This is a genomic window from Aminobacter aminovorans (assembly GCF_900445235.1).
Classification (GTDB): Bacteria; Pseudomonadota; Alphaproteobacteria; order Rhizobiales; family Rhizobiaceae; genus Aminobacter; species Aminobacter aminovorans.
Map to the genome: position 1 here is coordinate 1,818,728 of NZ_UFSM01000001.1, position 15,385 is coordinate 1,834,112.

The 15,385-nt window shown below is 61.7% G+C and carries 14 protein-coding genes, 1 tRNA gene and 2 pseudogenes; 4 read left to right on the top strand and 13 right to left on the bottom strand.

Annotation, left to right across the window (positions count from 1 at the left end):
* Window positions 1-58 precede the first annotated feature (58 nt).
* From DY201_RS08915 to DY201_RS08950, 9 genes and pseudogenes are all read right to left on the bottom strand, one after another.
* Window positions 59-781, bottom strand: a complete 723-nt coding sequence (locus DY201_RS08915; RefSeq protein ID WP_245431936.1) for a glycosyltransferase family 32 protein — start codon at window positions 779-781, stop codon at window positions 59-61.
* Window positions 782-1,022: 241 nt separating this feature from the next.
* Window positions 1,023-1,436 carry a hypothetical protein gene (locus DY201_RS28695; RefSeq protein ID WP_131922234.1) on the bottom strand — a complete coding sequence of 138 codons (414 nt, stop codon included), beginning with the start codon at window positions 1,434-1,436 and terminating at the stop codon, window positions 1,023-1,025.
* Between the two features lie 287 nt (window positions 1,437-1,723).
* A complete protein-coding gene (locus tag DY201_RS29825; RefSeq protein WP_425358756.1) occupies window positions 1,724-2,005 on the bottom strand; it encodes an oligopeptide/dipeptide ABC transporter ATP-binding protein in 282 nt (93 codons plus the stop codon).
* Window positions 2,006-2,197: 192 nt separating this feature from the next.
* Window positions 2,198-2,573, bottom strand: a pseudogene (locus DY201_RS29830) (ATP-binding cassette domain-containing protein); the annotation flags it as partial.
* A gap of 106 nt (window positions 2,574-2,679) precedes the next feature.
* Window positions 2,680-3,879 (bottom strand): amidohydrolase family protein, encoded by a 1,200-nt coding sequence (locus tag DY201_RS08930; protein WP_115730889.1) that lies wholly within the window; start codon window positions 3,877-3,879, stop codon window positions 2,680-2,682.
* An 18-nt stretch (window positions 3,880-3,897) separates the two neighbouring features.
* Window positions 3,898-4,821 (bottom strand): ABC transporter permease, encoded by a 924-nt coding sequence (locus tag DY201_RS08935; RefSeq protein WP_115730890.1) that lies wholly within the window; start codon window positions 4,819-4,821, stop codon window positions 3,898-3,900.
* Window positions 4,818-5,783, bottom strand: a complete 966-nt coding sequence (locus tag DY201_RS08940) for an ABC transporter permease (RefSeq protein ID WP_115730891.1) — start codon at window positions 5,781-5,783, stop codon at window positions 4,818-4,820. The genes DY201_RS08935 and DY201_RS08940 overlap by 4 nt, the downstream gene beginning before the upstream one ends.
* A 59-nt stretch (window positions 5,784-5,842) precedes the next feature.
* Window positions 5,843-7,408: an ABC transporter substrate-binding protein gene (locus DY201_RS08945; RefSeq protein WP_165915823.1), complete on the bottom strand. Its 1,566-nt coding sequence runs from the start codon at window positions 7,406-7,408 to the stop codon at window positions 5,843-5,845.
* Window positions 7,409-7,878: 470 nt separating this feature from the next.
* On the bottom strand, window positions 7,879-8,892 hold the full coding sequence (locus tag DY201_RS08950) for an ABC transporter ATP-binding protein (protein WP_115730893.1): 1,014 nt from the start codon (window positions 8,890-8,892) through the stop codon (window positions 7,879-7,881).
* A 119-nt stretch (window positions 8,893-9,011) separates the two neighbouring features.
* Between DY201_RS08950 and DY201_RS08955 the strand changes: the two genes are divergently transcribed.
* Window positions 9,012-9,752 carry a GntR family transcriptional regulator gene (locus tag DY201_RS08955; RefSeq protein WP_165915824.1) on the top strand — a complete coding sequence of 247 codons (741 nt, stop codon included), beginning with the start codon at window positions 9,012-9,014 and terminating at the stop codon, window positions 9,750-9,752.
* Here DY201_RS08955 and DY201_RS08960 read toward each other — a convergent pair.
* From DY201_RS08960 to DY201_RS08970, 3 genes are all read right to left on the bottom strand, one after another.
* Window positions 9,749-10,516, bottom strand: a complete 768-nt coding sequence (locus tag DY201_RS08960) for an aspartate/glutamate racemase family protein (RefSeq protein WP_115730895.1) — start codon at window positions 10,514-10,516, stop codon at window positions 9,749-9,751. The genes DY201_RS08955 and DY201_RS08960 overlap by 4 nt on opposite strands.
* A 361-nt stretch (window positions 10,517-10,877) precedes the next feature.
* A complete protein-coding gene (locus DY201_RS08965) occupies window positions 10,878-11,129 on the bottom strand; it encodes a hypothetical protein (RefSeq protein WP_131922236.1) in 252 nt (83 codons plus the stop codon).
* Window positions 11,130-11,229: 100 nt separating this feature from the next.
* The gene (locus DY201_RS08970; RefSeq protein ID WP_342635176.1) at window positions 11,230-12,231 is read right to left on the bottom strand and encodes an AraC family transcriptional regulator; all 1,002 of its coding nucleotides are present in this window, start codon (window positions 12,229-12,231) and stop codon (window positions 11,230-11,232) included.
* 196 nt (window positions 12,232-12,427) lie between these two features.
* Here DY201_RS08970 and DY201_RS08975 point away from each other — a divergent pair, with 196 nt between their 5' ends.
* From DY201_RS08975 to DY201_RS08985, 3 genes and pseudogenes are all read left to right on the top strand, one after another.
* Window positions 12,428-12,880 carry a cupin domain-containing protein gene (locus tag DY201_RS08975; RefSeq protein ID WP_067958320.1) on the top strand — a complete coding sequence of 151 codons (453 nt, stop codon included), beginning with the start codon at window positions 12,428-12,430 and terminating at the stop codon, window positions 12,878-12,880.
* 111 nt (window positions 12,881-12,991) lie between these two features.
* Complete coding sequence (locus DY201_RS08980) at window positions 12,992-14,479, top strand: flavin-containing monooxygenase (protein ID WP_115730898.1); 1,488 nt, start codon at window positions 12,992-12,994, stop codon at window positions 14,477-14,479.
* A 92-nt stretch (window positions 14,480-14,571) separates the two neighbouring features.
* Window positions 14,572-15,074 (top strand): annotated as a pseudogene (locus DY201_RS08985) (GNAT family N-acetyltransferase).
* A 130-nt stretch (window positions 15,075-15,204) separates the two neighbouring features.
* On the opposite strand, the gene DY201_RS08990 reads toward DY201_RS08985, so the two are convergent.
* Window positions 15,205-15,279, bottom strand: a tRNA-Val gene (locus tag DY201_RS08990).
* Window positions 15,280-15,385: the final 106 nt, after the last annotated feature.

The following is a 15,385-nucleotide window of genomic DNA, read 5'->3' on the forward strand; positions in this document are numbered from 1 at the left end:
TGCCGTGCTCCAGTGGTAGCTGGATTCCTGCCATGCATTTCCAATGCGCGTTGCACGTTCATTGTGCCGTTTTCTTCTTCTTGATCGCTCTCAAACGTTTGCGCGCCATCGAAGCATAGATACGCCGACGATATTCGAGCATGTTGGAAAAGATCGAGCTGAATTGATAAGCACCGGTCGTTTCTCCGAACATCTGGTGCGCATAGATCTTGCCGGTCCCCGAGTATTTTCGCCCGATGAAATGCTCGGGAATGAGGACGTGCGAGGGCCAGATGACGATATCCGGTCGGTGGGTTTCGATCAGTTCGGCAATGAACAGATTGCCCGTCGTCCGCCACGGTTGGTCCAGTTCGGCCGGGGGCGTCCTCTCCAGAATGGTGAGGATCAGATCCAGAAATGGATGGCCTGGTGCCGCAGCCACGATCGGGGCCACCAGCTGGCCGCGCAGGAACTCGTTTTCATAGACGGTGTAGAGCGTTCCGCCATCGTCAAACAGTTCATCGACCGGGTGAACGCATATACTGTCCGCACCGGCCATGTATCCGCCTTGTGCGTACAGAATTTCGAAGCGCAGCAGGTCTGCGGCACCCGCATAAGCGCCACGCTTCATGTACTCGTCGATTTGAGCACGTGTCCTGAATGTGCCTTTGCGGAGGAAGTCGTTGTCGTAGAGCGTGTATTCCCAATCCGGGTGACGGTCGGTCCAGCTCTGCATCCATTGCGACGGCTGCTGTTTCGGGCCTATCCAGATATGGCTGAGTTTCTTGGGAATTTTCATCATGCGAGAAGCTCCAGGCCCAAGACTGGATGTACTCAGCATATGACCAATCGGAAAAGGTGTTGGCGAGCGACCAGAAGACCATGCTGCGCGGTGCAACTACCTTGTGACGTGCGCAGCGAGGCCTGTCAACCGAAGGGCGGGGCGCATCCGCAGTCACCCGCTCTACGCACATGAAAGGCCACGGGCGCATGGCGCGCCCCTGGCCTGAACTGTTTTTGAGAGGGCAATCCGTTAGGGCCCGTTATGGATTGACGAGGACGCTTGACACCTTGGTGCTGTCGCTCTTGTCCATCTCAATCGTAACCTTGGCACCAAGCTTCACCTCCGGCGGAACCGCGAGATCGGTGGGAATGGTGAAGCTCGTGCTATCTTCAAGCATGAGGACATGCGTTTCCGCGTTGTATTCCTTGACGACGCCATCGGCGGCGAAGGCGGGGAAAAGCATGAAGCTTGCGGCGGCTACGGCGAGAATGAATCTTTTAATCAAAGTGCTCCTTGGTGTTGGCAAAATGCCCAGTTCTGCAGGGATTTGCTCCACCCCCAGGGTAGCTAAACCCCCGGTGCAAGGATCGGTTCCGGTAACAGCTGCGAATTCATCCTGCGCCTGATCGGGGCACCGTCGCCTGAGCCCGCGAAAGTCGTTGTTGAAGTTCACGGAGCCTTTGAAGCCTGCCCGGCGTCACTTTGTGCCGAATCGTGTTGAAACACGGCCAGACGAAAGCCACGGGCGCAAGGCACCCGTGGCCGCAACTGTCTTGGTTACGGGTTCATGAGAACGCCGGTGATCTTGGTGTTGTCGTTCTTGTCGGTCTGCACCGAGACCTTGCCCCGGCTTTGACCTCCGGCGGAATGGCGACTTTGGCGGGGATGGTATAGCTCGTACCATCTTCAAGCATGATGACGCGGGTTTCCTAGTTGAATTCCTTGACGTGCCATTGGCCGTCAGTCCGCCGCATGGCAGGCGACGTTGGCGCCGGCGGCGGAGTGTTTCAGTTCCGGCCGTTCCTTCTTACAGATGTCCATCGCCAGCGGGCAGCGCGGGTGGAAGGTGCAGCCGCTCGGCGGGTTGAGCGGGCTCGGAATGTCGCCGCCCAAAGGAGCACGGTCGCGCTTTGGTGCTTCCAGGTCGGGCACGGTTTCGAGCAGCAGCCTGGTGTAGGGGTGCTGCGGGTTCTCGAGGATAACCTCACCTGGTCCCTCCTCGACCAGGCGGCCGAGATACATGACGCCGATGCGATCGGTGAGGAAACGCACGACCGACAGATTGTGGCTGATGAACAGGTAAGTCAGGCCCAGCTTCTGCTGCAGATCCTTGAGCAGGTTGAGCACCTGCGCCTGCACCGACACGTCGAGCGCGGATGTCGGCTCGTCGAGCAAGAGCAATTCGGCTTCGGCGGCAAGCGCGCGGGCAATCGAGATGCGTTGGCGCTGGCCGCCGGAGAATTCGTGCGGATATTTGTCGGCGTCACTGGGCGCCAGACCGACAGTGACCAGCAGCTCGCCAATGCGCTTGCGGCGCTCAGTGCGGCCATGTTTTTGCGCCATGGGCTCGGCGATGCTCTGGCCGATGCGCCAGCGCGGGTTGAGGCTGCCGACGGGGTCCTGGAACACCATCTGCAGGCGGACGCGCTCGCCGCCCGGCTTGCGGATCTCGACAGCGCCCGCAGTTGGCTTTTCCAATCCGGCGACGAGGCGTGCGACTGTCGACTTGCCGCAGCCGGATTCGCCGACCAGCGAGAAGGTCGTGCCTGGGCGGATGGCGAAGCTGACACCGTCGACGGCCTTGACGCTGCGGCGTGGCGCGCGTGTCACCAGCCGTTGCAGGAAGGGTGCGGAGACGTCGAAGGTGCGGCCGAGATTGGCGACCTTGAGCAAGGGCTGTTCGGTGACGATTGCGTTCATGCGCCGCCACCATCGATCCAGCTGCCGTCGCGGGCGACGATACGGCCGCGCTTGACCACCAGCGCGCGCTTGGGCCGGTCGACGACGATCTGGGCCAGGTTTTCGCCCTCGATCAGCACGAGGCTGCCGTCGCAGCCGACATCCAGCCCATGGCCGGCGAGATCGAGCAGGTCGGCGCCGCGCTTCGTACCCATGTCGAGAGCGGCCGTCAGCTCGGCGTCGGTGCGGCAGTTGCTGCGCCAGGACAAGAGCCAGCAGCGCTCCAGCATGTCGCCATTGCCATGCGGGTTCCAGGTGTCGCGCAGCGAATCCGAAGCGACAGCACAACGCACGCCATAGTCGGCAAGCTCGAACATCGGCGGGAAGGGGATGTCGCCGGGCACCGCCGAGATGATGCCGATGCCGGCCTCGGCGAGCAGGTCCATCATGCGGGCAAGCTCGTCGCGCGATGCGGTGCCGAGGCAGAAGGCATGGCTGACGATGACCTTGTCCTGCATGCCCAGCGCCTTGGCGCGTTCGGCGATCAGGCCGAGCTCGTAGAGGCCGAGCTCACCGCGCTCATGCAGGTGAATGTCGATCTTGGCCTGCTTGCGGTGGGCGATGCCGAAAATGGTGTCGAGATGGCCCTTTGCGTCGCCATCGACGCTGGCCGGGTCGATGCCGCCGATAACAGAGGCGCCTTCGTCAAGGGCTGCTTCCATAAGCTCTGCCGTGCCCGGCTCGATAAGCATGCCGAGCTGCGGGAAGGCGACGATTTCGAGGTCGACGGCGTGCTTGGTCTTTTCCCAGGCCGCGAGTACGCCATGCAGATTGTCGAGCTTGTATTCGGGCGAGATGTCGACATGGCTGCGGATATGGGTCGAGCCGTTGGCGACGCATTGGCGCATCAGATTGCCGGCACGCTCAGCGACAGACCAGGGCAGGCTGCGGCGGATCTCGACCTCGTTGTCGATCATGGCGCGGAGCGAGTCCGGCACGTTGATGCTGTGCCAGGGCAGGCCCCACAGGATCTTGTCGAGATGGACATGAGCCTCGACGAAAGGGGCGATGGCGATCGCGCCCTTGCCGTCGACGACCGTGATGCCGTCAGGGCCCGTCACATTGCTGCCAATCGCCGCGATGCGGCCGTTCTCGATCAGGATGTTGCCCGTTGTCCCGGCATCGGGGCGGACATTGGTGAGCAGAAGGTCGGTCATGATTGCTGTTCCGTGGTCTTAGCGAAGGCGAGGATTGAGGACGTCGCGAAGCCAGTCGCCGACGATGTTGACGGCCAGCACCAGCAACACGAGTGCGGCGCCGGGGAACAGCGAGATCCACCATTCGCCTGACAGCAGCAGGTCGTTGCCGGCGCGGATCAAGGTTCCGAGCGAGGGCTGCGACGGTGGCATGCCGAGGCCGAGGAAGGACAGGATCGCCTCGGTGAGGATTGCGACGCCGAGACCCAGTGTGGCCAGCACCAGCACCGGGCCAATGGTGTTGGGCAGGATGTGGGCGAGCAGGATGCGGACACCGCTGACCTCGCTGATGCGGGCAGCCGCGACATAGTCCTTGCGGCGCTCGATCATGGTGGCGGCGCGCACGGTGCGGGCGAACTGCACCCAGTCGGCGACGCCGATCGCCAGGATGACGACATAGAAGCGCATCTCCTCGCGCATGCCGATCGGCATGACGATCTTGGCGACGCCATCGATGAAGAAGGCGATCATGATGGTGGGGAAGCTGAGCTGGATGTCGCCGAGCCGCATGATGACGGTGTCGACCCAGCCGCCGAGATAACCGGCGATCAGGCCGAGTGCGACGCCGATGGTCATCGAGAAGGCGACGGCGGCGATGCCGACAAGGATCGACACGCGCATGCCGTAGAAGATGGTGGAGAGGATGTCGCGACCCTGCTCGTCGGTACCCAGCAGATAGGTCGAGGAGCCGCCTTCGATCCATGCCGGCGGCAAGCGGGCGTCCATGATGTTGAGGGTGGCCGGATCAAACGGATTGTGTGGGGCGATCAGGCTTGCGGCGGCGGCGCAGAACACCAGCACGATGAGCACGACAGCGGCGAAGATGACCGGCGGCGAGTTCCTGAAGCGCCAGGCCAGTTCGCTGTTGCCGAAGGCTTTCAGTCTGAGGACGAGCTGGCTCATTTTGCGCGCAACCTTGGATCAACGGCGAGATAGATCAGGTCGACGATCAGGTTGATCGTGACGAAGCTGAAACCGACGAAGGCGAGATAGGCCGCCATGACGGGGAAGTCGGCGAATTCGATGGCCTGCAGGATCAGCATGCCCATGCCCGGCCACTGGAACACCGCCTCGACGACGATGGCGAAGGCGATCAGCGAGCCGATCTGCAGCCCGGTGATGGTGATGACAGGCAGCAGGCTGTTACGCAGTGCGTGCGTCAGATAGACGGCGCGGTCAGACAGGCCGCGGGCACGGGCGAACTTGACGAAATCGGTGCGTACCACCTCAAGCATCTCGCCGCGCACCAGGCGCATGATCATCGACACCTGGAACACGGCAAGCGTGATGGTCGGCATGATCAGCGCCTTGAGACCCGATGTGGTGAGCATGCCCGTCGTCCACCATCCGAGCTTGACGACCTCGCCACGGCCGAAGGCCGAGAGCCAGCGCAGTTCGACCGAAAAGACCAGGATCAGCAGCATGCCGATCAGGAACTGCGGCATCGAGATGCCGAGCAGCGAGCCGAACTGAAGGCTGCGGCTCAACAGGCCGCGCGGCTTGAGTGCGGTGTAGACACCCATCGGGATGCCCACGGCAAGGGCAATGACGGTGGCGCACAGGACCAGCTCCAGCGTCGCTGGCAGGCGCGCAAGTATCAGGTCGACCACCGGCTGGCGGTTGCGGTAGGAGACGCCGAAATCGCCGACCACGGCGCGTTCGACGAAGCGCCAGAATTGGACGAATGTCGACTGGTCGAGACCGAGCGCGACCCGCAATTCCTCGCGCTGGGCAAGCGTGGCGTTGACGCCGAGGATATTGTTCACCGGGTCGCCGAGGAAGTTGAAGATCGAGAACGAAAGCGCCGACACCACCAGCATCACGAGGATGACGCTGGTCAGTCGCGTGGCGAGCAAGGAAATCATCTCAGCCTCTGAAATGGAGAAGAGGCCGGGCGCGCACGCGCCCAGCCTCCGGTCAATCGTCAGTCCATCGTGTAGTACCAGAACCGCGTGTATTCGTCGGCCGGTACGATGGCGTGGACCTTGTCGCTCATGCCCCAGGTCAGGAACTGCTGGTGCAGCATGATCTTGCCGACCTCGTCGCGATGCAGCTTCATCACCTCGGAGATCATCTCCTGGCGCTTCTCGGTGTCGTATTCAGTGCCGATCTGCGGGGTCAGTTCATCGACGCGGGCGTTGGAATAGCCCTTGGGGTTCCAGGCGCCGAGGTCGCCGGTTGGCGTGTGGAAGGTCGCCGAGATGATGTTGTAGGCGTCCAGCGTCGGCAGGCCGGCCCAGCCGAGCATGTAGAAGGAGTATTTGCCCGCGGGCAGCTCGGTGTCGAACTGCACAGGGGGGTGCATCGTCAGCTGCGCCTTGATGCCGACCTTGGCCAGCATGCCGACCGTTGCCTGGCAGATCTGCTCGTCATTGATGAACGAACCGGCCGGGCAATCCATCGGCAAGGTGAAGCCGTCGGCGTAGCCCGCTTCCTTGAGCAGCGCCTTGGACGCCTCGATATCAAAGGGGAAGCGGACGTCGAGGCTGGCGTCGTAGAACGGCAACTGCGGCGCCATCATGATTGCCGACGGGCGGCTGTTGTCGCGCATGATCGAGCGCTTGATACCGTCGATGTCGATGGCCTGGTAGATCGCCTTGCGCACGCGGACGTCGGCGAGCGGGTTGGAATCGAGCCCGGGCAAGGTCTTCGACTGCTGGTCCATGCCGTAGAAGATGTTGCGCAGATGCGGGGCGCGCATGATCTGCATGCCTGATGTCGCCTCGATGCGCGCGACGTCCTGCGGCGGTGCGTTGCGAATGAAGTCGACTTCGCCGGAGAGCAGGGCCGCGACGCGCGTCGCGTTGTTGGCGATCGGCGTGTAGACGATCTCGTCGATATTGTGCTCGCGCTTGTCCCACCATTTCTCGTTGGCGGCGAACACGGTTTTCACATCGGGCTCGCGGCTTGCGACCTTGAACGGTCCGGTGCCGACGCCTTGCGTGATCATCGCGCCGCCGGTGTTGGTCGACAGATCGAGCGGCTTTTGGGCGCCGATCGATTCCTGGAACTCCTTGTCGAGGATGTACCATCCGGCGAAATCATTGAGCAGCAGCGCGTATTTACGTTTGAGCGTGATGTCGATGGTGTGGTCGTCGACCTTGGCGATCTCGGCGATCGGCTCGAGCAGGCCAGCGAAGGGCGAGCCCGGCGAGCCGGCGCGTTCATAGGAGAAGATTACGTCGTCGGCGGTGAACGGGTTGCCGTTGTGGAACTCCACGCCCTTGCGCAGGTGGAAGCGCCATTTTGTGTCGGACAGCGTTTCCCAGCTTTCTGCCAACGCCGGCTCGATCTTGAGTTCCTTGTTCCAGCGGACAAGGCCTTCATAGACGTTGCCGATCAGGCTGAGCGTGAAGTCCTCGCGCGCCGCGTGAGGGTCCATCGAACTGATTTCCTGCGATTCAGCGAACCGCAGCGTCTTGGCTTCAGCCGTGCTGACGGCGAGGCCGGCGCACGAGGCGAGGAGAAGTAGTTTCAGATAACGGTTCATAGGCTGTTCCCACACAGTTCTTGATTGTTGGACTTCCGTTGTCTCGTTCGGGCGTCGGCATGCCGATGGCCAGGGCGTCGAGCGTGCCGAAAGCCGCCGCATCCATCGGGTTCGAGAGCTGGTTCAACAGGGCTGCGTGGCCGGCGTGGCAGGAACGAAACTGCGATCCTCTCATCCCCCGAGGTTCGGGGAATGCCCATTTCGATCCGTTCTGATCTCGAGCACTTGTCACTTGGAGCCCAGCCTGTTGGGAGCCGACAGGAGGGATGATTTCACATCGAATACGCTTCGTCTACAGTGTTGTATGCGTAAAATGGCATCAATTGTATACAAATTATGCCTGAAATTTGAGCGGCACGGCAGCGGCATGGGCGTGGCGAAGCCAGCGCCGCTCGCAACGGGCGACGCTATCGAAATCGACGGCCATGGTCAGACCGCGGCAGCGCCTTTCGGGGGCGGCCGTCCTGTCGTCAGAGCGTGGTGCCACCCTGGTGAATGAAACAGGCGGCGGATGTGCCGCCTGCTTCGGCGAGCCTCGGAAGTTCGCTGCGGCAGCGGTCTCCGGCCTTGGGGCAGCGCGGATTGAAGGCGCAGCCATCGGGCCAGTTGCCGAGGCGCGGCATCGAGCCATCGATCTGGGCAAGGCGGTCGGCCTTGCGGTTGAGCGAGGGGATCGAGGCCATCAGGCCCGCCGTGTAGGGATGGCGCGGCCGATGGATGACCTCGTCGACCGGCCCGATCTCGACGACACGGCCGGCATACATCACCGCCACCCGGTCGGCGGTCTCGGCAATGACACCCATGTCGTGGGTGACGAGCATGATCGCCGTTCCGCGTGTCGCCGCAAGCCGTTTCAACAAGCCAATGATCTGGGCCTGGACCGAGACGTCGAGGGCTGTGGTCGGCTCATCGGCGATGATCAGCTCGGGCTCGCCGGCAAGTGCCAGCGCTATGACGATGCGCTGGCGCATGCCGCCCGAAAACTGGTGCGGATATTGGCTGAAGCGGTTCTCCGGATCGGCGATGCCGACCTCGCGCAGCAATTGCAGCGCCTTGGCGCGTGCCGTCTGGGCATTGCCTGGATGATGCGCCCGGATGGTTTCGGTCAGCTGGCGCCCGACGGTGAAGAGTGGGTCGAGGCTGGTCAGCGGATCCTGGAAGATCGCGCCGATATGGCGGCCGCGCAGCTTGCGCTGTTCGGCCTGCGGCAGGTCGTCGATGCGCTGACCGGAGAGATGGACGGTGCCGCCGGCAATCCGTCCGGGCGGCTGCAAAAGCCCGATCAGGGCGCTTCCGGTCAACGACTTGCCGGCGCCGGATTCGCCGACGACGCCGAGGATTTCGCCCTGGCCGATGCTGAAGGAGACGTCGTCGACCGCGACAAGCGAGCGGTGGCGCAGTGGAAACTCGATGCGCAGATTGTGTACATCAAGAACGGCTCCAGTTTGCGCCGCCGGTCTCGGCTCAAAGGCCAGTCCAGTCATTGGAACACCGCCGTCCGTTCAAGGGTTGTGCCAAGGGAAAAGGCATGTTCCAAGCGGGAACGGCAGAGGATAGAATACATACCAAGTCCTCCCTATGCCCAATTCACCAGGATCGTGACATGCTACGCGAGCCCCGCGCTTCGAAGACCGCCGTTTCGCCGAGCCAGATCGGCAAGACCAGGAAGCGCGGTGGACCAACCGACGAGCACATTCACGGCGAAATCTACGCGGCGATCATCAATCACCAGATCCGTCCGGCGACGCCGCTGCAGGAAGATGCGCTGGCGACTGCCTTCGGCGTCAGCCGCACCATCATCCGCAAGGTGCTGCAGCGGCTGTCGCACGAGAAGCTCGTCGACCTGATTCCCAACAAGGGTGCCTTCGTCGCCAAGCCCTCGATCGAGGAGGCACGACAGGTGTTCGAGGCGCGGCGCGGCGTGGAATGCATTCTCGCAGAAAAGCTCGCCTCGACGATCACCAAGGAAGATGTCGATCGGCTGACGGCCATGGTGAGCGCCGAGGCGGAGGCAGTCGAGCAAGACAGCAAACATAGGCGGCTGCAGCTCTCCGGGGATTTTCATCGTGAACTCGCCTCGCTTGCCGGAAACGAGGTGCTGCGCGACTTCGTCCACGAGCTGGTGTCGCGGACGTCGCTGATCATTGCGCTGTACGAGTCGCCGGGTGCTGTGCCGTGCTCGTACAGCGAGCACAAGGAGATCGTGGACGCCTTGAAGCGGCGGGACGGCAAGAAAGCTGCGCAGTACATGGACCACCATCTCCGTCATATCGAGGCTCAGATCGACCTGTCCGACCACCCCGTGCGCGTCGACTTCAAGACGCTGTTCAAACCCTTGGCCTAACTGACCTTTCTCGATTTTTCAGTGCTTGCGAGACGCGTATCGGGTGCATATCCGGCGAGCTTGCCGCGATAGGTCTTGGGCAGTGGATAGGCAAGGTCGCCGCGCTTGGACGTCTTCAGGCCCATGCCGACGATGGCCTCGGCGAACTTGACGCCGGCCACGACGCCGTCGATGACGGGCACCTGCAGCCGTTCTTCGAGATAATGCGCGAGATCAGCCATGCCGGCGCAGCCGAGCACGATTGCTTCGGAACGGTCTTCGGATAGAGCCCTCTCGCACTCGGCAAGGATGATCGCGCGGGCGTTCGATTCCGGCTTTTCCAGCTCCAGCACCGGAACGTCGGTGGCGCGCACGCGGCGGCAATGATGCTGCATGCCATAGTTGCGGACCAGCTGTTCGGCAATGATGCGGGTGCGTTCGAGCGTCGTCACCACTGAAAAGCCGGTGGCGACGAAGCTTGCCGCGTGCATGGCGGCTTCTGCAATGCCGAACACCGGCGCACCCGTGATCTCGCGCGCCGCAAGCAGGCCGGGATCGCCAAAGCAGGCAATGATGTAGGCGTCGGCGGCCGGCCCATCCATGATCTCGTCGACAAGGCCGATGATGCTCATCGCTTCGTCGTAGTGACCTTCGATCGAGGCGGCGCCGGAGCGGGAGGTCACCGCCAGGATCTCGGTTGCCGGTGCTGCAACCGCCCGCGCCGCATCACCGATGAGATCGGTCATCGACTGGGTGGTGTTGGGATTGATGAGCTTAATTCTCATGCGATCCTCTGAAGCCGCTGGCCTCGCCGGGTGCCGGTAATTCCCGGTTTTGAATTGTATACTATCATGTATTCGTATTGGATGTAATTTGCTATTGTCAACACGGTATCAGGCTATTCTGAGGGATAGATGAAAACGAGTGGCCGCCCGTCGCAGGACTGAAGGCAGCTGGTTTGCGCCCGGACGCGCGGACTGCCGCAGTTGGCGGCACAAGCATTTGAAGGATTTGGGATTTTGCTTTCACTGCAGTGGGCTGCATCTGACAGCCAGTTATTGCATGGTTTTCCGGAGCGGCTAGCGCATCAGGAAGCTGTCTTAATTGTATACATATCTAAAATTGCAGCTTCGGGCGAGAACAGAGCTAGAAACCGCAGGCAAGGCATTCGAGGCCGTTCCTGTAGAGATATTCGGCCTTCCAATAGTGCGGGTCGTTGACGACGGCGTATTCGACATCCGTCGTCATGACGTATTTCTTCCTGAATGGCCGCGCCAGCATGACGAACAGGCGGCAGTCAGGCGGCCAGTCGCCGACCGAGAGAATGCTGTTTCCCCTTGATAGCTCCGACAACAGGATTGCCTGCAACGGCGGCGCCATTTGTGGCAGGTCGGGCATCGGTGGGCTCCACAGATTGCCGGATGACGTTGACCGGCCGAATGCTAGCCGGCAAGTTGGCGCGTCGGGAAGGTAGTGCGTTCAAGCAAGCGCCTGCAAGCTACTGCGGCAAGGCGCTGGCTTTTCTCGTCTCGCGTGGGAGTTCGCCGAACTCGTGCCGGTACTCGGCGGCGAAGCGGCCGAAATGGGTGAAGCCCCATTTCAGCGCGACGTCGGTAACGCTCGCTTCGCCCGCCACGAGGTCGAAACGGGCACGGCGCATGCGCTCGCGTGTCAGCGCGCGGATGGGCGAGATGCCGAAGGCGTTGCGATAGGCCAGTTGCAGTGTCCTGGGGGCGACGCCGGCGGCTTCGGCGATCTCATGCAGACCGATGGGTGCCGCGACATTGGCGCGGATGAATTCTTCTGCCCGCTTCAGGTGGCGAGGGGCCGCACCCGGCCTGTGCTCATTGAAGAACAGGCTCATATTGTTGGGCTGGTTGCGCAGAAACAGTTCGAGCAGGTGCTGCTCATGCAGCACGTTGTGCAGGCCCGGGCCGTGCAGCGGGGTCTTTGCGTCGGCAGCATGGAACAGCGAGTTGGCAAGGCGCCGCCATGCCTGCATCTCGGGTCGGGAAAAATCGATCAGAGGATCGAAGATCAGCGGACCCGATATGTCGCGGTCGAGCACGCGCATGGCAAAGGCATGCAGCGGCGCCTTTCGCACCTGGACGAGCAACTGGGCGCAGCCCTGCCACCATTTCATCCTTGTCGCCAGGTCGGCGTTGAGGACGGAGGCGACGCTGCGGTCGGTCAGAAACTCGCGTGTGCCGTTGCGGACGGTGGCTGCACCGGAGATCGGCATCTGGATCAGGTAGAAGTCGCCGAGTTCGCCCGGATCGATCAGCACATCGGCGCCATAGCTGATGTAGTTCAACGAGATCATCTCGCCGGGCGCATGATTATGCGTGACGCGAAAAGCTTTCCGTTCACCGATGATGTCCAGTCGGTGATTGCAAAACTTCTGGGCGACCCGCTCCCTGGCGCAGTCGAGATCGTTCGACTGAAACAAGACATGGTCTGAAAGCGGTACCCTAAGGACGGACGCCTCTTCCATCAGCATTCTGGCAGACTAGCACCGATCCTCCAGCTGCCAATGAAAATGAGCGGCAGTAGGTCGCGCCGGCAGCATTTTTGCGCTTTCTGGATAGTCATCGCGCATTCCGGCTAGTGCTTTGGGGATACCCGCAGCAATATCTGCGTGGAACAAATGAAAGGGTCGCCTCGGGCAGGCCCTTCGAAAGCAAAGGGAGCATCACATGAGCAATGAACTCGCCAAGGGCATCACGCGCCAGGGCACCGGCTATGCCGGCAAGACCTGGAACATCCTTGGTCAGGTCTACTTCCCGAAGGCGGTGTGCGACGCCACCTTCGCCTTCGAGACCAACAGCGAACCGGGCCAGTTCGTGCCGGTGCACATCCATCCGAACCAGGAAGAGTTCATCCTGGTGCAGGAAGGCGAACTGGACCTCAAGCTTGACGGTGAATGGGTCAAGGCCAAGGCGGGCGACCTGGTGCGCATGCCCCGAGGCATTCCGCATGGCTACTTCAACAAGTCGGACAAGCCGACCAAGGCCCTGTTCTGGGTGTCGCCGGCAGGCATGCTGGAAGAGCTGTTCAACCGGCTCGACAATCTCGCCGACCCGGCCGAGGTGGTAAAGGTCTCGGCCCAGCACGAAGTCAACTTCCTGCCGCCCGAAGCCAACGACTAAGGCTGCCAGATCCCAACCAGGGCATCTGCCTGACGCACGCGACAAGCATCGCGTGCGACGGCAGGCACATGTCCTGATGAACCGGAATCCTGGCGAACAAGGAACAACGACATGGTCGAGAAGAAGAAAGTCTGCGTCATTGGCGCCGGCGTGAGCGGGCTTGCGGCAGCACACGCCTTCAGGCAACGCGGTCATGACGTCGAGATCGTCGAGCGTGGCAACGATCTGGGCGGTGTCTGGGAACCATCGCGATCCTATCCCGATGTGCAGACGCAAAGCCCGAAGGATCTCTATCGCTACACTTCGATGCCGATGCCGGAGAATTATCCGGAATGGCCGAAAGGCACGCAGGTCCAGGCCTATCTCAAGAGCTATGCCGAACAAAACGGGCTCGTGCCGCTGATCCGCTATTGCACCAAGGTTGTTTCCATGCAGCGGCGCAATGGCGCCAAAGGCTGGACTGTCGAGCTGGAGTTCGGCGACGGCACGACGACCACTGAGGATTTTGATTTCGTCGCCGTCTGCACCGGAAATTTCAGCGAGAAACGCGAACTCGTGCATCCAGGCCAGGACGAGTTCGTCGCTGCCGGTGGCCAGGTGTTGCATTCGTCGGAATACACCGACCCGGCGACGGTGCGGGGCAGGCGTGTCGTGGTGCTCGGCTTCTCCAAGTCGGCGACCGACATCGCGGTCAACGCGATCAATTCGGGCGCTGCCGCCGTCACCATCGTCTATCTCGAGCCGGTCTGGCGCATTCCCTACTTCATCGGCGGTCTGATCAACTTCAAGCGCATCCTCTATGTCCGCGCCCAGGAGGTGATGTTCCCAAGCTGGAACCAGCCGCTGCTGGCGCGGCTGGCGCATGCGGTCGCCAAACCGTTCGTCTGGGCCAACTGGCGCGGGCTGGAAAGCCTGCTTTCGCTCCAGCTCAAGCTGAAGAAGACCGGCCTGAGGCCAAAGGTACCGATCGAGACCAGCATCAATTGCTCGGTGCCGATCGTTACGCCCGGTTTCTTCGACATGGTCGCCGACGGCCGCATAAAGGCGATCCAGGGCACCATTGCTGCCTACGAGAAGGACACGGTGATCCTGTCAGGCGGCGAGCGGGTCAAGGCCGATATGGCCATTCTGGCGGTCGGCTGGAAATCCGGCGTGCCGTTTCTGCCGGAGGAATACCGACGCAAGCTTGTCGAGCCGGACGGGCAGTACCGGCTCTACCGGGTGATTGCCAACCCCGATCTGCCCGACATGGGCTTCGTCGGCTTCAACTCGTCATTCTGCACGGTGCTGAGTGCCGAACTCGCCGCCAACTGGCTGGTGCGCTACGCCGACGGCAAGCTGGGGCGGCAGCCGACGCACCAGGAGATGACCGACAATATCGAGATGATGCTGCGCTGGAAACGCGACGAACGGCCTGCGGCCGGCGTTTATGGCGGGCTCTGCGTCGCGCCTTATCACTTCAAGCATTTCGACGAACTTCTGGCCGACATCGGCGCAACGAAACGGCGGCGCAATGCCTTGGCCGAGAATTTCGCGCCGCCGAACGCCGATGCCTATGCCGGCTACCTCAAGAGCGCGCCGGACTATCGCGCGGCGTAGCCAGTTCCCCAGTGGATGAGCCGTTTGCCAGGCAGTTGCGTCAATCAGGCAACTCACCCTCCTCCTGGTCATCTGTTGGGAGGCGAAACGCAATGAGCAAGTCCGCTGGAGCCGTTGTCAGAGCAGTTACGCCTGAAGACATCGATGGTTTTCACCGAGCGCTCGATTCTGTCTCTCGTGAGCGGAAGTATCTCACCTTTCTAGAGGCCCCACCTTTGGAGGAGTTTGGCCAGTTTGTGCTGAGCATGGCCGAGGAAGGAAATCCGCAGTTCGTGGCGGTGGTGGACGAGGAGTTGGCTGGTGCGACATACGGCGGCATTTTTTCCCAACCCACGCCCACCGTGGAAGTTTGGGGATGGGAATCATTCGGCCGTACCGCGAACGAGGCTTGGGTCTTCAACTGATCACTGCCGCCCTCAAACAGGCTCGCGAACTTGGTTTTGTTCGGATTGAGTTTGTTGTGCCCGCGGATAATGCTCGAGCGATTGCCCTTTATGAAAGGGTGGGGTTCCTGAGGGAAGGCGCATCCCGCGACGCCGTATTTGTCGACGGCCGGTATTTCGACGTCATCAACATGGCGATGATCTACAGGTAGGGGAGTCTGTTGTTTCCCGGCTGGTCTTGCCGGCAAATCCTTGGTGCCGCCTAGCGCAGATGAGCGTTGGTCTTGGCCATCGACACAACGTCGCCAAAGGATTTTATCTTGCGATATCAGGGAGTTCGGATGGTGGGCGTGACAGGGATTGAACCTGTGACCCCTGCAATGTCAATGCAGTGCTCTCCCGCTGAGCTACACGCCCATCCGATGGGGGCGGATACACCATTTTTGATCCGGCGCGTCAATAGCGTGTTTGGCGGAAAAATGCGCCGGATCATCAATTCCTTTGGCAGCGCCACCAATTCCCG